The 21,369-nt window shown below is 63.4% G+C and carries 21 protein-coding genes and 1 tRNA gene; 12 read left to right on the forward strand and 10 right to left on the reverse strand.

Annotated elements, in window-relative coordinates; all coding sequences use genetic code 11:
- The first annotated feature begins 271 nt into the window (after positions 1-271).
- Positions 272-1,492, forward strand: a complete 1,221-nt coding sequence (locus ACQKRQ_RS18845; RefSeq protein WP_408180639.1) for a CaiB/BaiF CoA transferase family protein — start codon at positions 272-274, stop codon at positions 1,490-1,492.
- 42 nt (positions 1,493-1,534) lie between these two features.
- Here the strand turns inward: ACQKRQ_RS18845 and ACQKRQ_RS18850 are convergent, their stop codons facing one another.
- Positions 1,535-2,104, reverse strand: a complete 570-nt coding sequence (locus ACQKRQ_RS18850) for an RBBP9/YdeN family alpha/beta hydrolase (protein ID WP_427478720.1) — start codon at positions 2,102-2,104, stop codon at positions 1,535-1,537.
- 66 nt (positions 2,105-2,170) lie between these two features.
- Positions 2,171-3,922, reverse strand: coding sequence for a gamma-glutamyltransferase (gene ggt, locus ACQKRQ_RS18855; RefSeq protein ID WP_427478722.1), 1,752 nt, complete (start codon positions 3,920-3,922; stop codon positions 2,171-2,173).
- A gap of 554 nt (positions 3,923-4,476) precedes the next feature.
- Between ggt and ACQKRQ_RS18860 the strand changes: the two genes are divergently transcribed.
- Positions 4,477-6,186, forward strand: coding sequence for a glutamine--tRNA ligase/YqeY domain fusion protein (locus tag ACQKRQ_RS18860; protein ID WP_408291129.1), 1,710 nt, complete (start codon positions 4,477-4,479; stop codon positions 6,184-6,186).
- 139 nt (positions 6,187-6,325) lie between these two features.
- Positions 6,326-7,300 carry a transporter substrate-binding domain-containing protein gene (locus ACQKRQ_RS18865; protein WP_408434556.1) on the forward strand — a complete coding sequence of 325 codons (975 nt, stop codon included), beginning with the start codon at positions 6,326-6,328 and terminating at the stop codon, positions 7,298-7,300.
- 35 nt (positions 7,301-7,335) lie between these two features.
- Here ACQKRQ_RS18865 and ACQKRQ_RS18870 read toward each other — a convergent pair whose 3' ends face one another.
- Both ACQKRQ_RS18870 and ACQKRQ_RS18875 read right to left on the reverse strand, forming a co-directional pair.
- Positions 7,336-7,785: an NUDIX hydrolase gene (locus tag ACQKRQ_RS18870; RefSeq protein WP_427478725.1), complete on the reverse strand. Its 450-nt coding sequence runs from the start codon at positions 7,783-7,785 to the stop codon at positions 7,336-7,338.
- A 106-nt stretch (positions 7,786-7,891) separates the two neighbouring features.
- Positions 7,892-8,281, reverse strand: a complete 390-nt coding sequence (locus ACQKRQ_RS18875) for an RT0821/Lpp0805 family surface protein (RefSeq protein ID WP_132373647.1) — start codon at positions 8,279-8,281, stop codon at positions 7,892-7,894.
- A gap of 295 nt (positions 8,282-8,576) precedes the next feature.
- Here ACQKRQ_RS18875 and ACQKRQ_RS18880 point away from each other — a divergent pair, with 295 nt between their 5' ends.
- Complete coding sequence (locus ACQKRQ_RS18880; RefSeq protein ID WP_132373646.1) at positions 8,577-8,816, forward strand: hypothetical protein; 240 nt, start codon at positions 8,577-8,579, stop codon at positions 8,814-8,816.
- A gap of 48 nt (positions 8,817-8,864) precedes the next feature.
- Here the strand turns inward: ACQKRQ_RS18880 and ACQKRQ_RS18885 are convergent, their stop codons facing one another.
- Positions 8,865-10,259 carry a cytochrome-c peroxidase gene (locus ACQKRQ_RS18885; RefSeq protein WP_427478727.1) on the reverse strand — a complete coding sequence of 465 codons (1,395 nt, stop codon included), beginning with the start codon at positions 10,257-10,259 and terminating at the stop codon, positions 8,865-8,867.
- A gap of 248 nt (positions 10,260-10,507) precedes the next feature.
- Here ACQKRQ_RS18885 and ACQKRQ_RS18890 point away from each other — a divergent pair, with 248 nt between their 5' ends.
- Entirely contained in the window at positions 10,508-12,085 is a 1,578-nt protein-coding gene (locus ACQKRQ_RS18890) for an acid phosphatase (protein WP_408291137.1), read from the forward strand.
- A 241-nt stretch (positions 12,086-12,326) separates the two neighbouring features.
- Entirely contained in the window at positions 12,327-12,710 is a 384-nt protein-coding gene (locus tag ACQKRQ_RS18895; protein ID WP_427478729.1) for a DUF427 domain-containing protein, read from the forward strand.
- A gap of 76 nt (positions 12,711-12,786) precedes the next feature.
- Here the strand turns inward: ACQKRQ_RS18895 and ACQKRQ_RS18900 are convergent.
- From ACQKRQ_RS18900 to ACQKRQ_RS18910, 3 genes are all read right to left on the reverse strand, one after another.
- Positions 12,787-12,860 (reverse strand) — tRNA-Arg (locus ACQKRQ_RS18900).
- Positions 12,861-13,150: 290 nt separating this feature from the next.
- Positions 13,151-13,981, reverse strand: a complete 831-nt coding sequence (locus ACQKRQ_RS18905) for an undecaprenyl-diphosphate phosphatase (protein WP_408434544.1) — start codon at positions 13,979-13,981, stop codon at positions 13,151-13,153.
- 316 nt (positions 13,982-14,297) lie between these two features.
- Complete coding sequence (locus ACQKRQ_RS18910) at positions 14,298-14,633, reverse strand: hypothetical protein (protein ID WP_427478731.1); 336 nt, start codon at positions 14,631-14,633, stop codon at positions 14,298-14,300.
- On the opposite strand from ACQKRQ_RS18910, the gene ACQKRQ_RS18915 reads away from it, so the two are divergent.
- From ACQKRQ_RS18915 to ACQKRQ_RS18925, 3 genes are all read left to right on the forward strand, one after another.
- A complete protein-coding gene (locus ACQKRQ_RS18915) occupies positions 14,632-15,540 on the forward strand; it encodes an aldose epimerase (protein WP_427478733.1) in 909 nt (302 codons plus the stop codon). The two genes, ACQKRQ_RS18910 and ACQKRQ_RS18915, sit on opposite strands and share 2 nt — an antisense overlap.
- A gap of 221 nt (positions 15,541-15,761) precedes the next feature.
- The gene (locus tag ACQKRQ_RS18920; protein ID WP_132373628.1) at positions 15,762-16,472 is read left to right on the forward strand and encodes a peptidoglycan DD-metalloendopeptidase family protein; all 711 of its coding nucleotides are present in this window, start codon (positions 15,762-15,764) and stop codon (positions 16,470-16,472) included.
- A gap of 211 nt (positions 16,473-16,683) precedes the next feature.
- Positions 16,684-17,010 carry a hypothetical protein gene (locus ACQKRQ_RS18925; protein ID WP_132373627.1) on the forward strand — a complete coding sequence of 109 codons (327 nt, stop codon included), beginning with the start codon at positions 16,684-16,686 and terminating at the stop codon, positions 17,008-17,010.
- 838 nt (positions 17,011-17,848) lie between these two features.
- Here ACQKRQ_RS18925 and ACQKRQ_RS18930 read toward each other — a convergent pair.
- Positions 17,849-18,577, reverse strand: a complete 729-nt coding sequence (locus ACQKRQ_RS18930; protein ID WP_427478735.1) for a pentapeptide repeat-containing protein — start codon at positions 18,575-18,577, stop codon at positions 17,849-17,851.
- A 108-nt stretch (positions 18,578-18,685) separates the two neighbouring features.
- Here ACQKRQ_RS18930 and ACQKRQ_RS18935 point away from each other — a divergent pair, with 108 nt between their 5' ends.
- On the forward strand, positions 18,686-18,994 hold the full coding sequence (locus ACQKRQ_RS18935) for a DUF2288 domain-containing protein (RefSeq protein WP_132373624.1): 309 nt from the start codon (positions 18,686-18,688) through the stop codon (positions 18,992-18,994).
- Positions 18,991-20,358, forward strand: coding sequence for an MATE family efflux transporter (locus tag ACQKRQ_RS18940; protein WP_427478737.1), 1,368 nt, complete (start codon positions 18,991-18,993; stop codon positions 20,356-20,358). The genes ACQKRQ_RS18935 and ACQKRQ_RS18940 overlap by 4 nt, the downstream gene beginning before the upstream one ends.
- Positions 20,359-20,676: 318 nt before the next feature.
- Here ACQKRQ_RS18940 and ACQKRQ_RS18945 read toward each other — a convergent pair whose 3' ends face one another.
- Complete coding sequence (locus tag ACQKRQ_RS18945; protein ID WP_168794759.1) at positions 20,677-20,847, reverse strand: hypothetical protein; 171 nt, start codon at positions 20,845-20,847, stop codon at positions 20,677-20,679.
- Between the two features lie 182 nt (positions 20,848-21,029).
- Between ACQKRQ_RS18945 and ACQKRQ_RS18950 the strand changes: the two genes are divergently transcribed.
- Entirely contained in the window at positions 21,030-21,203 is a 174-nt protein-coding gene (locus tag ACQKRQ_RS18950) for a hypothetical protein (RefSeq protein WP_165923803.1), read from the forward strand.
- Positions 21,204-21,369 lie beyond the last annotated feature (166 nt).

Raw genomic sequence — 21,369 nt, forward strand, 5'->3', positions numbered from 1 at the left:
TGTTACCGGCGGCATCGTGGGATGCGCCAACTGTTTGTTTCTTAAACGACTGATTATACGGGATCGGCGCCCGTGCGCGGCAGCGCGGCCTGCATGGTTGGCCGTTCGGCCAGGTTTGAGCGGGCAACGTAGGACATCGCGGGACTTTGTGGCGCGTGTCATTCGTCCTATGCCGTTCGGCCGACTGCGCCTGCGCGCGGGAATCGCTTAAGATTGCCCCCATTCGCGGCGCCTTGCGCGCCGCTTGGCCACAAAGGAGACATTGACCAATATGGGCGCTCTCAGTCATATCCGCGTGCTGGATCTCACACGCGTGCTCGCCGGACCCTGGTGCGCGCAGACTCTCGCCGATTTCGGCGCCGACGTGATCAAGATCGAACGCCCCGAAGTCGGCGACGACACCCGCCACTGGGGGCCGCCGTACCTCAAGACGCCGGAAGGCGAAGACACGCGCGAGGCCGCGTATTATCTCGCGGCGAACCGCAACAAGCGCTCGGTCACCGTCGACATCGCCTCGCCCGAAGGCCAGCGGATCATCCGTGAATTAGCCGCGCAGAGCGACGTGGTGCTGGAGAACTACAAGGTCGGCCAGTTGAAGAAGTACGGTCTGGACTACGCGTCGCTTAAGGAAGTGAAGCCCGACCTCATCTACTGCTCGGTGACCGGCTTCGGGCAGACCGGGCCGTATGCGCAGCGCGCCGGCTACGATTTCATCGTGCAAGGCATCGGCGGCTTCATGAGCATCACCGGCGAACGCGACGGCCAGCCAGGCGGCGGCCCGCAGAAGGCCGGCGTCGCGATTGCCGACCTCATGACCGGCATGTACTCGACCATTGCTGTGCTCACCGCCCTCACCCACCGTGACCGGACGGGCGAAGGCCAGTACATCGACATGGCGCTGCTCGACGTCCAGGTGGCGATGCTCGCCAACATGAATTCGAACTACCTGGCAAGCGGCCAGCCGCCGGTGCGCTGGGGCAATGCGCATCCGAACATCGTGCCGTACCAGACCTTCCAGACGAGCGATGGCTGGATCATCGTCGCGGTCGGCAACGACGGGCAGTTCCGCAAGTTCGTCGAAGCGGGCGGCCGCCCCGAACTGGCGGACGACGAACGTTTTGCCACCAACCCGGCGCGTGTGCGCAACCGCGAGATCCTCGTGCCGATTCTCGCGGACATGGTCCGCCTGCAGGGCAAGCAGCAATGGATCGCCACCCTCGAAGCTACTGGTGTGCCATGTGGGCCCATCAACGATCTTGGCGAGGTGTTCGAGAATGAGCAGGTGGTGGCGCGCGGGCTACAGGTGGATCTGCCCCATCCGTCGGGCGGCACGGTCAAGCTGGTGCGCAATCCGATCAATATGACCGGCACGCCGCCTGAAGCGCTTGCGCATCCGCCTACGCTCGGTGAACACACCGAGACCATTTTGCGCGACGTGCTCGGGTATGACGAAGCGAGGATTGCGGCGTTGCGGGGGCAGTCGGTGATTTGATTCTGGTGGGCGCGCGGTGGGCGCGTTCAGCGCGGGCGTTACTTAGCGACAGTTTGGCGCGTCAAACGACTCCAGCCACTCGCGCCCTTCGTTCCAATCGCCGAGCCCGCTGTCCGCGTTGATATGGCCGCGCGGGCCGATGTCGATCCAGCGGCTGCCCCACGCGTTCGCACAGGTCTTCGAAAACGGCACGCCGCCGTAGGGATCATCGCTGCTGGCCACGACGATCGTCGGAAACGGCAGCCGCTTGAGCGGCACCGGTGCGAAACCGGTCGCGTCCCGCGGAAAATGCGCCTCGGCGGGATCGGGCAGCGCGACCAGCAGTGCGCCCGCCACCTTCGCTAGCTGCGCGGCGCTCGCGTATTGCGACGCCCAGAAAGCCGTCGTCAGGCAACCGAGGCTGTGCGCGGCGAACACCACGGGCGCGTCGGCGGCGGCCACCGCGGCGTCGAGCGTGCGGCACCAGGCGTCGCGCTGAGGGTGGTCCCAATCCGGCATCTGTACGCGCACAAATGCCGGGCTCAATGCTTCCCAGCGTGTCTGCCAGTGGCCGGCGCCGGAGTTCTGGTAGCCTGGCAGCACCAGCGTGTCAGGTTGTTTTTGTCCGCTCATCGCGTTCCCCGTAGTTGGTCGTTATTCGCAGTTTATTGTTTTTGTTCGCGCCGCCGCCAGGCCGCGTCAATGCATCACGCGCCCCACACCCACGCCGCGTGGGTCCGCCGCCGGCTCGGGCGTCGTGCCCTCGATGCGGATCAACTGCACGTCGCCGTTGAACGACTGCCCTTCGAGCGTGTAGCCCTTGGCTTGCAATTGCTCGGCCAGCTCACCTGTGATCGGACGATACGGCTCGAAATAGATCGTCTTCTGCGGCAGCAACTGATGGTGGAAACGCATGGCGGCGAGCGCGTCGACGGGCGACATGTTGAAGTCGTACAGATCGGTCATCACCTGGAAAATCGACGTCAGAATGCGCGAGCCGCCGGGCGTGCCGATCACCAGCGACACCTTGTTGTCCTTCAGCAGAATGGTCGGCGTCATCGACGACAGCGGCCGACGTCCGGGCGCCACCGTGTTCACTTCGGCGCTGCTTGCACCGGACGCGCTTGCGGCAGCGGGCTTGGTGACGAAGTCATCCATGGCGTCGTTCAGCAGGAAGCCGCCGCCGTCCACCACCACGCCTGAACCGAAGTCTCCGTTCAACGTGTAGGTGTTCGACACGGCATTACCCCACTTGTCGACCACCGAGAAATGCGTGGTTTGCGCTTTCTCCGGGGCCGCGTCGCCGAGGCCAGGCTTCACCGGCGCCGCGCCCGGCACTTCGTCAGGCTTGACTTCGTCGGCGCGCTGCGCGAGGTAGGCGTCGTCGATCAATTTGCCGGTCGGCACCTTGTACGCATCCGGATCGCCCAGGTATTGCTGGCGATCAGCGAACACGCGGTCCTCGATCTGCGCGATCAGATGGATATACGGCACGGAGTTCAGCTCGAGGCCGTCGAACGCCTGCTTCAGATCGGCTTTCATCTTCAGCATCTGGATCAGCCCAACGCCGCCCGAACTCGGCGGCGGCGCGGTCACGATCTGATAGCCGTTCCAGTCGGCGGTAAGCGGCTGGCGCCACACGGCCTTGTATTGAATCAGATCCTGTTTCGTGACCAGACCGTGGCCGTACATCTGCTGGGCGATCAGATCCGCAGTGCGGCCCTCGTAGAACTCGCGCCCGCCGTCGCTCGCAATGCGCGACAGCGTCTGCGCAAGTTCCGGCTGGCGGTACGTCACGCCCGCCTTGAGATTCGAAAAGTAGGCGTCGAAATTGGTCTTGCCGGCGAAGGTCTTCGCCGCCGCGTCGTGGCGCTGCTGCAACCACGGCTCGACCTGGAAGCCGTCGGTGGCGTAGCGGATCGCGGGCGCCAGCACCTGCTTCCACTTCAGCTTGCCGAACCGCTGCTGCGCCTCCCACATCCCCTCGACCGTACCCGGCACGCCCACTGCGCGATGCCCGACGGCGCTCATGCCAGGCAGCAGGTTGCCCTTGTCGTCGAGGTACATTTCGCGGGTCGCCTGTTGGGGAGCGCGCTCGCGATAGTCGAGAAAGTACGGCTTGCCGTCCATGAACACGGTCATGAAGCCTCCGCCGCCGAGATTGCCCGCATCCGGCGCGGTCACGGCCAGCGTGAAGGCGATGGCGACGGCGGCATCCACCGCGTTGCCGCCGGCGGCGAAGATCTGCTGCGCCGTGTCCGCGCTGTAGCGGTCCGGCACGGCCACCGCCGATGCGTCGAACACGGCCTTCGGCGGCGGCGTTTTTGCCAGCGCGGGCACGGGCGCGACGACGACGCCGGTGAACGCGGCGAGCATGGATACCGTCAGGATCCGGGCCAGAGAAAGCGAGGTGAAAGGCGCGCGAGGCGCGCCGTGCGTCGGGACAGACATCCGAGAAACTCCGGCAACTAAGGGCGCCATGGTGCACGAACGGCAAGAATTCGTGCAAGGCGACAAAGGGCGGTGCGGCCTGCGTGGACGGCTGCGACGAGTGCACGCGCTGCGCGTCATGGCGCAAGCTGCACTGCCCCGGGAAATGATCGGGCGGCGGGCATGTGAGGCAAGGCGGGACGGCTAATGCGCCTTGCTATACGCGGTGATTTTCCGCCCCGCGCGCTCAGGTTGCGAGAAAAGCGGCCTGATGCTGCGCGATGCGGCCTGAACGCGGGCGCACAACGCCTATTGCGGCGTCCGGAAACCCCACGCGGACCTACCATGCGGCCCTCGCGGACGAACCCGCGCCGCTGGCATCCTAAGGCGGCGGCGGGCGCGCGAACAAAACGTTTTACCTCCTGTTACAGCGCCGGCCTGCCCCCTGAATTGCCGCCAAAACCGCTCAAACGTTGGCTGCACGCCGCACTCGCCTGCTGCGACGGGACTCGTCAGGTAGAATTGTCGGATAAGTGGACGCATTGCGCGCCCCCGACAGACTTTCACCTTCTCGCATGAATACCGAACGCAACGACGCGCCAGCGGCATCCAATTTCATCCGCAACATCATTGACGACGACAACCGCACCGGCAAGTGGGGTCAGCGCGTCGAAACGCGCTTTCCGCCCGAGCCGAACGGCTATCTGCATATCGGTCACGCCAAGAGCATCTGCCTGAACTTCGGCGTGGCGCGCAGCTACGGCGGCGTGTGCCATCTGCGCTTTGACGATACCAATCCGGAAAAGGAAAGCGTCGAATACGTCGACTCGATCATCGACGCCGTGCGCTGGCTCGGCTTCGAGTGGGAAAAAGGCGGCAAGGAAGAGCTCTACTACGCGAGCGACTACTACGACAAGCTGTACGAATTCGCCGAACTGCTGATCGAACGCGGCAAGGCCTACGTGGACAGCCAGTCGGCGGAAGAAATGCGCGCGAACCGCGGCTCGGCCACGGAAGTCGGCACGCCGTCGCCCTTCCGCGAGCGTTCGGTGCAGGAGAATCTCGACCTGTTCCGCCGCATGAAGGCCGGCGAGTTCCAGGAAGGCGAGCACGTACTGCGCGCGAAGATCGACATGTCGTCGCCGAACTTCAATATGCGCGATCCGGTGATCTACCGGATTCGTTTCGCGCATCACTACCGCACCGGCGACAAATGGTGCGTGTACCCGATGTACGACTACACGCACTGCATCTCGGACGCGTTGGAAAACATCACGCATTCGCTGTGCACGCTGGAGTTCGAGGACCATCGTCCGCTGTATGACTGGATCCTGAACGAACTCGCCGAGGCCGGCATTTTCACGCGCCCGCTGCCGCAACAAATCGAATTTTCGCGCCTGAACCTGACCTACGCGATCACCAGCAAGCGCAAGCTGCTGCAACTCGTGACCGAAGGCCATGTGGACGGCTGGGACGATCCGCGTATGCCGACCATTGTCGGCGTGCGCCGGCGCGGCTTCACGCCGGAAGCGATCCAGCTGTTCTGCGAGCGCATCGGCGTGACCAAGGTCGATTCGTGGATCGACATGAGCGTGTTCGAAGGCGCGCTGCGCGACGATCTGGACGATAAGGCGCCGCGCACGGCCGCCGTGCTCGATCCGGTGAAGCTGATCATCGACAACTTCCCCGAAGGCGTGACCGAGCCATGCAATGCGCCGGTCCATCCGCATCACCCGGAAATGGGCGTGCGCGAGTTTCCGATTTCACGCGAGCTGTGGATCGAACGCGATGACTACAACGAAACGCCGCCGAAGGGCTACTTCCGCCTGTTCCCGGGCAACAAGGTACGTCTGCGCTACGGCTACGTGATCGAATGCGTCGGCGCGGACAAGGATGAGAACGGCAACATCGTCGCGGTCCATTGCAACTACTTCCCGGACAGCAAATCGGGCACCGAAGGCGCGAACAACTACAAGGTCAAGGGCAACATTCACTGGGTCAGCGCGGCAGCCGCGTGCCCGGCCGAAGTGCGCATCTACGACCGCCTGTTCAAGGAACCGCAACCGGACGCCGGCGGCCGCGATTTCCTCGAAGCGCTGAATCCGGATTCGAAGCGCGTGGTCAACGCCTACCTGGAACCGGGCGCGCGCGAAGCGCTGCCGGAGCAACGCTATCAGTTCGAGCGTCATGGCTATTTCGTCGCCGACCGCGTCGATTCCAAGCCGGGTAAGCCAGTATTCAATCGCATCGTCAGTCTGCGCGACAGTTGGGGCAAGCCGGCGTAAGCTGGAACGCACCCTTTTGCAGCGCATCTGAAGTTGGATATGGCGTGCGTCTTGATAGAAAGATGCACGCCGTTTTGTTGCATCATGTTCCATCGACAGCGACGGCGCGGCATCCGCCAACGCCAGTCCGGGAGGTCCGATGAAAGTTGCAGCCCGCCGCAGGGCGAGTACCCGGCGCACAACGGGAAGCACGGCGCGCGCGGCGCGTTTCGTTCAGGGCGCGCGTTGCGCGCTCATGGCGCTGACCACGTTCGGCGCGGCGTCGCTCGCCTGCTCCGCTCAAACGGATGAACTCACCGGCACGCTGAAAAAAATTCACGACGACGGCGTGGTCGTGCTCGGCGTGCGTGAAGCGTCGATTCCTTTCTCTTACTTCGACGGCAAAGGCACGGTCGGCTATTCGCAGACCATCGCGCTGCAGATCGTCGACGAGATCAAGAAGACGTTGGGCATGCCGCAACTGAAGGTGCACGAGATCACCGTGACCTCGTCGAACCGCACGCCGATGCTGCTGAACAACCAGATCGATCTGGAATGCGGCTCGACCACGCACACGGTGGAACGCGAAAACGTGGCCGCGTTCTCGAACAGTTTCTTCCAGTACGCCGTGCGCATGATCGCGCGCAAGAACAGCGGCATCACGGATTTTCCCGACCTGGCCGGCAAAGCGGTCGTGACGACCGCGGGCACCTCGGATGAACGCCTGCTGCGCCGCCTGAACACCGACAAGCACCTGAACATGCGCATCACCAGCGCACGCGATCATTCGGAGGCCTTTTCCGCGCTCAAGGACGACCACGCCGTGGCCTTCGTGATGGACGAGCCGATCGTGTACGGATTCAAATCGACCGATCCGCGTCCCGACGATTTCGTGGTGACCGGCACGCCGCTTGGCTATGAAGTCTACGCGTGCATGTTCCGCAAAGGCGATGAACCGTTCCGCACGCTCGTCAATGGCGTGATCACGCGCAGCCAGACTTCCGGCGAAGCGGAGCGTCTGTACAAGCAGTGGTTCACGCAACCCATTCCGCCGCACGGCATCAATCTGAACTATCCGCTGTCGGAGCAGAACCGCGCTTTGTTCGCGCATCCGAACGACCGCGCACTCGACTGAGTGTCGGGCGGTCCACGCAGTCGCTGGCCTCGCCGCTATAACAACCGATGCAATTCCGCGAGCGACAGCGTGGTCTGAAAGAGCCGCGTGAGACTGCGGCTCGCATACTTGTCCACTTCGTGAGGCGCGGCCCAGCGGTAGGCATCCATTTCGGGAATCAGCGTGCCGTCGGAGCGGCGCGGAAAGAGCGACGTGCAGGTGCACACGCTCAGATCGAGTTCATCGACAGTGGCACGCGCGCCGAACAGATGCAGGTCCTTGTCGCGCCGATAGACGAATAGGCCGAGGTCTTTCAGACGCTCGGGCTCGATTGCGATACCGGTCTCCTCGACCATCTCGCGCAGCGCCGTGACGTGCGGCGCCTCGCCTTCTTCGCCGTGTCCTTTGGGAATATCCCAGTGCGACGTTTCAGTGGCGTGCGCGAGCAGCACGCGGCCGTCCGGGTCGAGCAAGACGATGCCGCACGAGACAATCCGTGTGCTCATTGCCGCACCATTTCAAGCGAACGCAACGAACCATCGACACGCACATGCATGGCTTCGAGCCGCGCCGTCTGCCAACCGGCGCGCGCCGCCATCAAGGCCCGCATGTTCAGTGCTTTTTCTGCAATTGCCAGTTGCCGCTGCCGTGCTTGCAGAACTGCGGGCGCAGGTTCATCGATTGCCCCTTGGCGCTCAGCACGACGCCGACGTCGCGGCAGGTACGGTCGCCGTCCTTGGCCGTGCTGGCCATCGTGATCGCGGCGTCGATCTTCACGCTGTTGCCCGTGCCTTCATTGACCCAGTTCATGGTTTCGCCGTCCTGCTTGTCGTTCAGTGCGGAGAAGACCGCCTTCTTGACGGAGTCGATGTCGCGTTGCTTCATGTAGCTGATCGGCGTGTCGTTCAGAAAACCAAGATTCGCAGCTTGCGCGCCGATCGCAACACCCAGCAACAGGCTACCGGCAGTCAGTTGAGACAGGACACGGGTTCGCATCGACATGAAGGGTTCTCCTCGAAATTGTTCGGCGGTCTCGAGCGCGCGGGGCGCATCGTGATCTGGACCCCAAAAGCATAGCATGTCCCCCTCGAAGGGACCGCGAGAAACGGCCGGGCTCTCAGCCGAACAGGGCGGCCGCCAGCGGAATCTGCGGCGCGCTCTATTGCTTGAATCACGCGCCACCGGACACAACGAGCGCCCCTAATTTTAGGACAGCTCCCATTCCTAGCAGTAGGACGACTTCTTAAGATTGATTGATTGCGCATCCGCCCCAATCAGAATCTTAAGACGCTCCGCCATGCACACCCTCTCCGCCCTCAAAACTTTTGCTATCGCACTTGCGCTGCTGTGTGTCGCGCTCGTACCGGTTGCGATCAGACGCGATCCCGGACTCGCGCGGCGCGTCGTGCGGATGGACGCGTTGCCTCGCGCTCGCTGGCCGAATCTGCTGACGCGTGTTGGCGTCGCCTGCCTGTTGCTGTCCTTCGCCATGCTGCTCGTCGGCTGCTATTACATGCTGGCGAGCGTCGGCAACTAATCCTGACCTGAGCGACCGGCTACGCCAGCAGCCATCGCGTCACCTGCCTCACTTCGCGGCCACTGAATCGGCCGCCCCGCTTCCCGCCTTATACCCGTCGGTCAGCGTATTCAAAAACGCGACCACGTCCTTGATTTCAGCCTCGTCGAGCGCTGGCTTGTCACCCGGCTTGCGATCGAACGGCGGGTCAGTATTCAGATTGGCCCAGTACTGCTGGGGCAGATCGTCGAACTTCCGCACTTTGCCTTTCGCGACCGGATAGAACTTCTCCGGGTTCGTGTCGCGCTCGGCATAGAAGCGCACCACCTGATCGAGCGAATGATAGATGCCGTTGTGAAAGAAGCTCTTCTTCAGCGCCACATTGCGCAGCGTCGGCGTGCGGAAGATGCCGCAGAACTCGGCGCGACCCTTCAGATCGGTGCGCTCCGGGCCGCAGGCACCAAGGTCATAGAAATGCGGATCGCGATTCACCGACAGCGCGCGATTGCGCGGCACGCCGATCGCGATCAGACCGAAATCGCTGAACTGCGGCGGCGCACCGTCCATGGTCCGTTGGCTGATGTGGCAACTCGCGCAATTGCCTTTTTTCTCGTCGTTGAACAGTTGCAGGCCGCGCAGTTCGGCTTGCGTCAACTGAGCCTTGCCCGCCAGATAGGCGTCGTACTTGCTGGTGTACGGATAGAAAGTTTCCGGCGTCTGCTCGAAGGTTTCGAGCGCTTGCAACACGGCTTTGAAGGTGGCGTCGTCGCTATCGAAAATATGTGCGCCGAAGGCCGCGCGGAAAGCATCGGCGTAGGGCGCAGCCTTGAGCGCCGCAGTGACTTTGGCCGGCGTGCTGCCCATTTCAAACGACGACAGCAGCGGAATGCGCGCCTGGTCGCCACCGCGGTCGACGCGGCCATCCCAGGTCAAGCCGCCGGTCGGGCCGGCATCGACGCTTTCGTCGCCTTCGTCGTCCGACTCGTGGTAGTGCTCGGCGAATGCGGGCACCGATTGCAGATACTTCAGCGTCGGCGCGGCGCGCATGCCGGTGCGGTGCATGTCGTTGCCGCCGAGTTGCACCGACAACGCATTGGCCGGCGAAAACCCATGGTCCGGACTGTGGCACGACGCGCAAGCGAGCTTGCCCGACCCGGAGAGCGACGCGTCGAAAAATAACTGCTTGCCGAGCGCCGTCATCTGCCGCACGGATTCGTAGACTTGCGCACGGGACTGCCCCGCTTCATGGGCGGCCACCTGCACGGCCGACGCCGCCACCGGCGCGGACGAAGCCGAACCGCCCGCGACCGTGCTCGCCGCGGCACTCGCGACGGCTGCCGTCCCTGGTGCACCCGCATCGCACGCGGCAAGCGTCAAGGTCATGGCTGTCAGCGCGAACGCCGTCGCTTGCCGCACGCGCATCGTCGCGAGACCGGCGCCACGCCGCGCCTCGACCCGAGCCATTATTTTCCGAATCCCCGTCAGACCTGGCCGCATAAGAAAGATGTGAGTTTGCGATAGTGAAGTCCGCGAGCGTATTTCATTCCCATGTCTTTTAAATGACATACAGCCGACGATATTTTCATATCAGAAGCAATTCGTAATTAATTACATCTTTCTGTCAAATTGCCTTGCCAAACTTTCGCCCGCGGTCATCCGTGTAAGGAGTGCAGGTGACCCGTCCCCAACGCGAGAGAGAGAAACCACATCAAATGAACAAGAAACTGATCTGCGCGACGCCTATCGCGATCGCAGCAGCGTTGAGCCTGTATGCGTGCGGCGGTGACAAAGTCAACGAACCGGACATCACTTCGATCAAGAATGTCGTGGTGATCTACGCGGAAAACCGCAGCTTCGACAACCTGTACGGCAACTTCCCCGGCGCCAACGGTCTGCAGAACGTAACGGCGGCTAGCGCCACGCAGGTGGACCGCAACGGCACGACGCTCGCGACGCTGCCGCAGGTGTGGAACGGCCTGACGCAAACCGGCGTCACGCCGGTGGTCACGCAGGCCATGACGGCAAACCTGCCGAACAGCCCGTTCGCCATTGACGACCCGAAGGGTTTCAACACGCCGATCACGGCGACGACGCGTGACCTGTATCACCGCTTCTACGAGAACCAGATGCAGATCAACGGCGGCAAGAACGACAAGTTCGCCGCGTGGGCGGATTCGGGCGGCCTCGTGATGGGCCACTACACGCTCAACGCCGACAAGCTGCCGCTGTGGAAAATCGCCCAGCAGTACACGCTCGCCGACAACTTTTTCATGGGCGCGTTCGGCGGTTCGTTCCTGAACCACCAATGGCTGATCTGCGCGTGCACGCCGACCTATCCGAACGCGGACAAGAGCGTGGCGGCCAGCTCGATCTCGTCGGTGGAAAGCGACGGCGTCACGCTGAAGCTCGCGTCCAACTCGCCCGCTTCGGCGTTGAGCGGTCCGCCCAAATACGTGAACTCGGGCAACCTCACGCCTGACTTCTTCGCGATCAACACGATGCAGCCGCCGTATCAGCCGAGCGGCAACAAGCCGGCGACCGGCGGCGACGCGAACTTCGCCGATCCGACCCAGGCGACCACGCTGCCGGCACAGTCGCAGCAGCACATCGGCGATCTGCTGAACAACGCGAAGGTGTCGTGGGCATGGTACGGCGGCGCGTGGGGCGCGGCGGTGTCGGCGGCGCAAAACGGCACGTCGAATGTGATTTACGGCGCGAATCTGACGGCGCCGAACTTCCAGCCGCATCACCAGCCGTTCAACTATTTCGCCGACCTCGCACCGGGCACCGCGAACCGTTCGCAGCATTTGCTCGACGGTGGTCTCGCCGGCTCGGAGTTCATCAAGGCGATCGACAACGGCACGCTCCCGCAAGTGTCGTTCTACAAGCCGCAGGGCAACCTGAACGAACACGCGGGCTACACCGATGTCGCATCGGGCGATCAACACATCGCGGACGTGATCTCGCATTTGCAGAAGAGCCCGCAGTGGAACAACATGGTGGTGGTCGTGACCTACGACGAAAACGGCGGCTTCTGGGATCACGTGTCGCCGCCGAAGGCCGACCGCTGGGGTCCGGGCACGCGTATTCCGGCACTGATCATCTCGCCGTACGCGAAGAAGGGTTTCGTCGATCACACGCAGTACGACACCACGTCGATCCTGCGCTTCATCGCGCACCGCTTCTCGCTGCCGACGCTGCCGGGCATCGCGGCGCGCGACGCGGCACTGGTGAGCAACGGCAGCAAGCCGATGGGCGATCTCACGGCCGCGCTGAACATCAAGCAATGAGCGCAGGGCGAAAGGCGTTCGATTTCAGACGGACGACGTTAAGCGGTAAGCAACAGTCCGCCTGAGGGTGAGACTTTGACAGGGCAGCTTCGGCTGCCCTTTTTTATGGCTGCCGTGGAGTCCGACGCGTTTTCACGAGCGGCGTATGCTTCGACCCAGGACGCGATCGTCTCGTCGATGGCGGCTCGATATCCTCCGCAACACGTTGCAGCCTCGCCCACTCATTCAGGAGTTCGACAACATGACTGAAAAAACCATCAAGGTGCCCGGTCCCGATCATCCGATCACGGTCGTGCCGGCCAAAGCGCGCGTGGTCGTGACGGTAGCCGGCAAGGTGATCGCCGATTCGAAGAAGGCCCTCGTGCTGTGCGAAGCATCGTATCCAGAGGTGTATTACATTCCGCGCAACGACGTGGAAATGACGCTGCTGGAGCGCACCGATCACGCGACCTACTGCCCGTACAAGGGCGATTGCGCGTACTACAGCATTCCGCTTGGCGGCGAGCGGACGGTGAACGCGGTGTGGACTTACGAGTCGCCGTATGCGGCGGTGAAGGAGATCGCCCAACATCTGGCGTTCTATCCGAACCGCGTGGACTCGATCGATGTGAAACCGGCGGAGTGACAAGCGAACGTGGCGCGGCGCAAGCTATGCGCGACTCTGGCCGCGTGGTGCGGCGCGCGCGCGCCAACATGAGAAGTACGGCAGGAGGGACTCGAACCCCCCACCCTCGGCTTAGAAGGCCGATGCTCTATCCAGCTGAGCTACTGCCGTATTGAAGTGAGGCGATGCAACCACGCACGACGTGCATCACCCGCAATGAGAACCCGCTTTCGGGCATTGGAACCTGTGCACCTGCAAGCCACAGGGTTCGTCGAATACCGAAATTCTAACTGACCGTGCGGTAGACGGGAAATCCACTCCGGCGCCGCGCGGACATTCCGCGCGCCACAGCGGCCGTTGCCAGTCACAAAACAAACGGGCCCGGCAGGTTGAGCCGGGCCCGGATTATAACCGATCGCTCCCTGCCCGCCAGCACGCGCTAGCGGACATGGCGAACTCAATCACACCGGCTGCGGATGCAGCATGAACCAGCCGAGGAACACGATGCCGGCGATCACGCAATACACGCCGAACGAAGCCAGACGTCCGCGGCCTTCGAAATAGCGCATCAGGAAACGCACGCTGAGATAGGCGGCGATCGCGGTCAGCACGCCGCCGAGCAACGCGTCGGCGAGTTGGCCCGGCGCATGGAACAGCTTCGGCAACTCGAGCACGCCGGCCGCGAAGATGATCGGCGTGCCGAGCAGGAACGAGAACTCCGCCGACTTCTCCGCCGTCAGGCCGGCCGCATTGCCGGCGATCATCGTCAGACCGCTGCGCGAGAAACCCGGAATCAACGCACCGATCTGCGCGAGACCGACAAAAAACGCCTGGCCGAAAGTCAGCTTCTCCGGCGCCTGATGCGCACGCGTACGCTGCAGGCGATCGCCGAACCACAGCAGCACGCCATTGACGATCAGCGCGATCGCCACGATCCGCAGGTCGTGAAAAAGCCGTTCGAGCCGCTTTTCCAGCAGCAGTCCGACCAGACCCGCCGGAATCGTGCCGATGACGAGCGCCCACATCATGTGCGCGTCGTCGTTGCGGCGGCCGCCGAACGACGCGAAGAAGCCGCGCACCAGCGCGCACCAGCGCTTACGGAAGTACCACAGCAGCGCGAGCGCCGTGCCGAGATGCAACGCGACGAGGAACGGCAGCAATTGCGGCGCGTGTTTGTCGATATGCATGCCGAACAGTGCGGGCACGAGCAACGTATGGCCGAGGCTGCTCACCGGAAACAGTTCGGTGACGCCTTGCAGCACGCTCAGGAAAATGAGAAACGACAGGTTCACGCGGGGCGTCCTTGTAAGGAAAATGTCGGGGAAAGGCGCACCGGATAAGGAATCCACGGCCGCCTCGAAGCGCACCGATTATGCCTGGCTGCAATGTCAGCGCCAAGCGTTTGGACCGCATTCAGGGAAATTTTGTGCGTTGCGTCACAACTCGAAACCGTTGTTACGGCGCAGAAAAAGAAACGGGCCGCCGTGAATGGCCGCCCTGTGGATCAGCAGAATGACGTGAAGCGAACTACGTGGTGCCCGGCAGAAGAATCATCCACGGGACCGGATGCCCTTTGACGAGCTGAGCAAGACGATGCGAATGCCCGGATCAGCGTTCGAGCTTGTAAAAGAAGTAGACCGTGCTTGCCGCGAACATGCCGAACAAAGTCACAGCCATTGCCATTGCGAGATCCATACAGCCTCCTGAGGCAGTCTCGCCCGGTCGTCGAAGTTCCGAGCAGTCAGACGAATTATCAGCAAGGATGGCCTTGCGGCGACACCCGCAATTTCCCGAGAAGGGTTTCCCCGTAGCGGAAAGCAGCGCAAAATCATTCTCTCGCGCGGCGCCGCGCGGCAAATTCCGACGCTCGCATGCGAGGATTGCGCCGCTTCCGGGCCGCCTCGCTTCTGCCTTCAACCTCTTACTCATCAGTCCATCGACCATGCCCCTCTCCCCGCAACCGGACATTCTCGAGATCGCCCAGGATGCCTCCGTGCTCCGTTTCGCGCCGCAAGCCGGCGGCCGTCTGATGTCGTGGACGATCGACGGCGAAGAAGTCATCCATTGGCCGGAGCATGCCGACTGGAGCCAGCCCGCGCGGATTCGCGGCGGCAATCCGTTGCTGTTCCCGTTTCTCGGCCGGCATCGTGTCGACGGCAAGATCGGCTACTGGCGTGACGCCCAGGGCAAGGTGCGCGAGCTGCCGATGCACGGCTTCGCCCGCGACCTGCCGTTCGAAGCCCACGCGGACGTGCATGGCGCCGGCCTGCGCATGGTCCTGACCGACAGCGAGGCGACCCGTGGCGGCTATCCGTTCGGCTTCCGTTTCGAGGCCGCCTACGACCTCGCGGATGCGCACACGCTCGACGTCACATTCACCACCACCAATACCGGCAACGCGCGGCTGCCCTACTACGCCGGCCATCACTTCTATTTCACGCTGCCGCACACGCAGCGTGGCGAGACCTCGCTGGAGTTGCCACGCACGCAGCGGTGCTATCAGCAGGAGGACGGTTCGATCAGCGCCGCCGAGCCGGGCGAAGCGCGCTACACACTCGACGAGGCGCGCATCCATGACCGCTTCCATTGCCTCGTCGGCACGCCGGATCAGCCGGTGCGGCTCGTCGCGCCGGGTCTCGACCGGGTCGTCACGATCGACCTGCAACGGCCGGGCTCGGTGCCTTGGTACGCCGTCACCACGTGGACCGAAGCCGCGGAGTCGGACTTCTACTGTGTCGAACCGTGGCTCGGTCTGCCGGACGCGATTCACAACGGCAGGGGTCTGCGCTGGCTCGAACCGGGGCGGACCGAAGTCGCCGCGCTGCGAATCAGCGTCGCCAAGCCAGGTTGATTGCGGGGATTGCGGACCGAATCGCGCGGTCGGCTTTGAAGCCGGATTTGGAGCGAGGTTTCGCCAAAAATTTCGCTGCATTTTGTCGCATTGCGCACCGCACGAGCCTGCCGCGTTGCCCGCTTTTCGCGTGTTGCAGCGCAAAACCGTTAGAATCGAGCGCTTTGTATCCACCTGCCGCGTGATCGGGATCGGCGCGCGGCAGCGCTTTGCGAGGTCCAATGCGTAACACAACAAGAATGATGAAACGGCTCGCCTGCGCGTCGTTGGTGGCACTGCTCGCCGCGTGCGGGTCGGCGCCGGTGGGGCCGGGGTTTTATCGGGTGGAACGGGGCGATACGCTGTCGAAGATCGCACGCAGTAGCCGGCAATCGGTGCAAAGCATCGTGCGCTGGAACAATCTGACCAATGCGGACAGCATCGAGGTCGGCCAGGTGCTGCGCGTCGCGCCGCCGGGCGGCACGGCATCGACCAGTGGCGCGGTACGCAGCAGCGGAAGCGGCAGCGCTTCGGCCACGCCGCGTCCGGCGCCCGCCGATAGCGCGCCGTCCGCCGCGCCGGCTTCGACGATCTCGCTGGTATGGCCGGCCGACGGCACGGTCATCCGGCGTTTTGACGGCGGTAATTCGAAGGGCATCGATATTTCGTCGGCGGCGGGCACGCCCGTCATCGCTGCGGCGCCCGGCACGGTGGTGTACGCCGGCAACGGCTTGCGCGGCTACGGCAATTTGCTGATTCTCAAACACAACGCCGAGTATCTGACCGCCTATGCCCACAATCGCGTGCTGCTGGTGAAGGAAGGCCAGTCGGTCACGCGCGGCGAGAAAATCGCCGAGATGGGCGACACGGATACCGACCGTGTGATGCTGCACTTCGAACTGCGCTATCAGGGCCGTTCAATCGATCCGTCGCGGGCGCTGCCGCCCCGTTAGAGGCTGACTTGGGGCACGGCACTGTGCCGTCAGCGGGCGCTCTCGGCTCGCCCTGCGCGGTCCGTGCGCTTTCCCGCCGCTCGCGGCGCCTGCCACCGGGCACGCGCCCTGCAACCGCGGCCGAGGGAACCCGGCGTGTTATAAAACGCTCAATCAGGACACGACGTGGCTTCGCGTCACGTCTTCCTCCGTCAATCTGTAAGGAATTTGTATGAAGAGCGCATTTGCGTCCGTCGCAACGGCCGCGGCGATCGGTCTCGGCCTGCTGGCACTCGGCAGCCTCGGCGGCTGCTCCAGCACCACCACCATGACCTACCTGCCGAACGGCGACACCGGCTTTGCAATCAACTGCAGTGGCAGCGACGCAAGCTCGAGCTGGGCCGAGTGCTACAAACGCGCGGGCGAAGTCTGCGGCAACTACGGCTACGACGTGGTGTCGAAAGACGTCGACAATGGCGCGACCTCGGGTGGAACGGTCGGCGGTATTTTCGGCGCGAACGTGAAGAACCGGTCGATGGTGGTTCGCTGCAAGCAATAACGACGACGCCCGCGCACCGCCGCTCGGACTAGCGGCGGCGCCAGCGTCCCGAGCGCGGATCGATGCGCGCGGAGAAGGCGATCAGCACGCCAAGCGCAACTGGGCAGATGCCGAGAAAAATGATTAACGCGCTCATGCTCTGGGAAAGGGGAACTAAGTTTTCATGATCCACTACACATGTGAATCCGCAGTGACTCGGACGTGACTCGACGATGAGCGCGGCGAAAAAAAAGCCCGGCACGAGGCCGGGCTAACGGGGGTTCGGCGCATATCGGCAAAGGACCGGTTCACCATGCGCCAGAACGAAATCTAACAATCCCCTTTTACAAGCGCAATATATTAATTTCGCAGTCAATGTGATGCGGCGTACTGATTCCGCGTTACGTGAAGCGGAAAAGTCGGAAATAAACAGGCTAAATTCGCCCACCGTTTCACATTAAGCGCTTCAAATGGCCCCGGCTCGAAACTCAGGTATTGCCCGCCGGACCGCGCAAAGCAAGGGTCCGCCTGAAAGCGCCCGGAAAAGGCCTGAGGAAAGGGCGCTGGCCGATTTCGGCTAACCCATCCAGCATGATTCGGACGCTTTGCGTACTGCGTAGCTTTAGTGCGCCACCGCACTCTTTCGCATTATTAACCGATATTGACGGTTCAATTAAAGCAGTGATTTCTTCACAAAAAATTCGCGAATAGCGAAAATATTAAAGAGATTCAAATCCGCCGACGAATTCCTGCACTGAAAATCGAGCGGCTTTTGATTCGACCAATCGAATGATAAACATCGGCATCCAATCGTTCAAGCTGGCCGAATGGCTAAAAATCGGCCAGCCTGAGGCCGCGCTCACATGACCCGCAAACCGAGTTCGGTGACGAGCACGGCCGCCTGGGCATGCGAGATCGTCGCGCCCTTGAAGAGCGCCGCGTCCACCAGCCGCACGCCGCTCAGGTCGGCTTCGCGCAGATCCGCGCCGTCGAAGCGCGCGCCCTTCAGATGGGCGTCCTTCAGGCTGCCGCCGTCGAAAATTGCTTCACGGAAGTCGACACCGGCGAGATCGGCATCGGAGAAGTCCAGTTGTTGCAGCGTGGCCTTGCGAAACGACAGGCCGCGCAAGTGCGCGCCGACCAGCAGCGTTTCGACGAAGCTCAAACCCAGCGCCGTGCACGCTTCGAAATTGGCACCGGTCAGCTTGCAGCTATGAAACGACGCCGAAGCCAGCTTGGCGCGCCGCCAGCTGGTGTTGTTCAGGTCGCTCGACTGAAACGCCGCGTCGACCAGGTCGGCCGATGCGAAATCCGCCTCGCGGCCACGGCATCGGACCCAGCGGGTATGCGAGAGCGTCGCACCAAAAAACGAGGTCTCGACGATCGTGCAGCGATGAAACTCGGCGCCGCGCAGATCGAGTCGCGACAGGTCGGCGCCTTCGAAATCGCAGTCGGTGAAAAGCAGCGGCGCTTTATTGCCGGCGAGGCTCGCCGCGATGAGTCGCTCCACCTCGGCGCGCGTGAGCGCGGCATCGGTCACGACGTGAGCTTGCGCGCCCGAAGCCGGCGCCGTTGAATCCAGTGACATGAAGGTTCAGAATGAATTTCGAAGAACCCATAGCCTACCGGAACGCGCGCCGCGCCGGCGGCCCGCCCCAATGGTTTATAGTAACGGCCCCGTCAGAACCCGCTTACGATGACTTCCAACGACGCCACCCATAGCCCGCTGTACGCCAAGCTGCTCGCCGAAACCGCCAAGATCGGCTGGCCCGAACTCGAACGCTTCTTCGCACGCGGGATGCTGCTGCGCGTCGCGCGCGACCTCGATCTGGTGAGCGTCGCCGAAGCGATCGCCAGCGACGACACCACGCAGGTCACGCAATGGCTGTCCTCGGGGCTTGTCGAGCGCGTGCAGGCGGAAACCGCCGCCGACTTCGCCGAGCGCGACCCAGATCTCTGGGCCGTCGTCGTCTCGCCCTGGGTGTGCGTGCAGGAACGCAATTGAGCGAAGCCGCGCGCGACGCGGACCCGTCGGCCGCGGCACCCGCCGTCCCTGTGCACTGGCACCGCCGGGTGCTCGCGCTGGCGTTTCCCATCGTTCTCGCCAATCTGACGCAGCCAATTCTCGGCGCGGTCGACACCGCCGTTGCCGGCCATCTGGATGGCGCGTCGTATCTCGGCGGCGTGGCGCTCGGCGGCCTGTTCTTCAACTTCGTGTTCTGGGGCTTCGGCTTCCTGCGCATGGGCACGACGGGTCTCGTCGCGCAATCGCACGGCGCGGACGACCACGCCGAGTTGCGCAACAACGTCGTACGCGCGCTGTTGCTGGCGGCCGCGATCGGCGCCGTAGTGCTGGCACTGCAAATGCCGCTCATCGATTACGCATTGCGCGTGATCGGCGGCAGCGACGCGGTGCAACGCAACGCGCGGCTTTACTGTCATGCGCGCATCTGGGCCGCCCCGCTCGCCCTCGGCAACTATGTCGTGCTCGGCTGGCTGCTCGGCACGCAGCAGGTGCGGCTCGCACTGCTCTCGCAGGTGTTCATCAATAGCGTGAACATCGCGGCCGTGCTGCTGTATGTGTACGGATTCGATTGGGGCGTGGCCGGCATCGGCGCGGCCACGGCCACCGCCGATGCGCTCGGCTTCGTGCTCGGCGCCGCCCTGTTATGGCAGGGCAGGCCGCGCGGCCTGCCCGCGCTGAACCGCACCGCTTTGTTCGACGCGGCGGCGCTCAAGCGGCTCGTCGTACTCAATCGCGACATCTTCGTGCGCACCTTGTGCCTGCTCTCGTCGTTCGGCTGGTTCGCGCATCTGGGCGCGAAGCAAGGCGACGCCACGCTCGCCGCCAACGCGCTGCTGCTCAATTTTCAGACCTTCATGGCCTACGGACTCGACGGCTTCGCGCACGCCGCCGAAGCGCTGGTCGGCGCGGCGATTGGCGCGCGCGACCGGCACGCGTTCACGCAGGCGATCAAGGTGACGGCATTGTGGTCCACGCTCGGTGCGCTGGGGTTCTCGCTGGTGTATTGGGGCGCGGGCTCGTGGATCGTCGAACGTCTGACGGATCAGGCCGCGGTGCGCGCCACCGCTGAAATGTATCTGCCGTGGGCCGCGCTCTCGCCGGTAGTTTCCGTGTGGGGCTTTCTACTCGACGGCGTCTTCATTGGCGCGACCCGCACGCGCGAACTCATGATGTCGATGGTGGTGTCGTTCGCGCTGTTCGTGGCGGCGTCGTGGGCTTTGCTGGCGCTGTACGGCAATCACGGCTTGTGGGCCGCGATGCTGCTCTTCATGGCGCTGCGTGGTCTCACGCTTGCGCGCTATCTGCCGGGCGTCGTGCGCGGCATGGCGGGCGCGGCTGCTTAAGCGCCGTTTCGCCATGCGCGTGTGCTACTTATCTCGCCCAGCGCACTATTGCACCAAACCTCCAAGCGCGCCGACGTATCGGTGCATCGCGCTTCCCAGGCAAACGGGCACGAACCACCGCGCATCCATTTCGCATCGCGGCACCCGGTTACGGCTTGAAACAAGCGCACACATATCGAACGCGACGCTCGCCCTAGAATGACCTCAGCCCGCGCTCTCCGCGCGAAAAGTCTGCGCGGGTCAGAAGCGCCGGCGTGCCCGCGCCGGAGCTTCGCTTCCGCTGTTCACACCGTTGCCGAATCCGCTATCAGCCGACGCTCAGGGCGTGACCGGCGCAGGCACCATGGCGGGCGGACGGCTGTCGGTGGGCACGCCGTGATAGTCGGCGGGATCTTGCGGCGGCGGGCCGCCGTGATGGCCGGACGGGCCATTCGCGCAACCGGCAACGCCGGCAACCAGCAGCAACGCAAGCATCGAAACGCGGATCATAAACAGGAGTCTCTCGAAGCAGAATGAAAGAGCGGCTGCCCGGCGGTGACCGGGCAAGCGCGAGCGCCGAGAGTCTACCTGTAAAGCGCGTTCCACGACGCCGCGGCGAGCAGCGGGCCCCCTCCCATTTCGTTACGCGTGAGCTACTATGAAGTCACAGCCGCATCTCACAGGAGACTGCCATGGACGCTGAAACGATCGCGGGTCTGATCGGACTGGGAATAGGTCTGCTCGTGCTGCTCGTGTTGTCGATTTACGAATCGAGAACCTATCGGCGCGAACACAATGGCGAAGGCATGGTGCATCACTGGCTGACTCATCAGCACATGCCGCATTGGATGCGTCGCCGGCACTGAACGGAAAACCGGCTGCCAGCTGCGCCTGCGGCAGTTCCGGCTGATTCAACGGTTGATACGCTGCACCGCACGTGCGAGCCCGCCGCTCGCACGTCGGGCGCTGGCGCGGCGATGGCGGTCGCGCACCCGCCATCAGCGCGCAAGTTTTTCCTGCCTGCCATTTCCC

Source organism: Paraburkholderia sp. NPDC080076 (assembly GCF_050281145.1).
GTDB lineage: Bacteria > Pseudomonadota > Gammaproteobacteria > Burkholderiales > Burkholderiaceae > Paraburkholderia.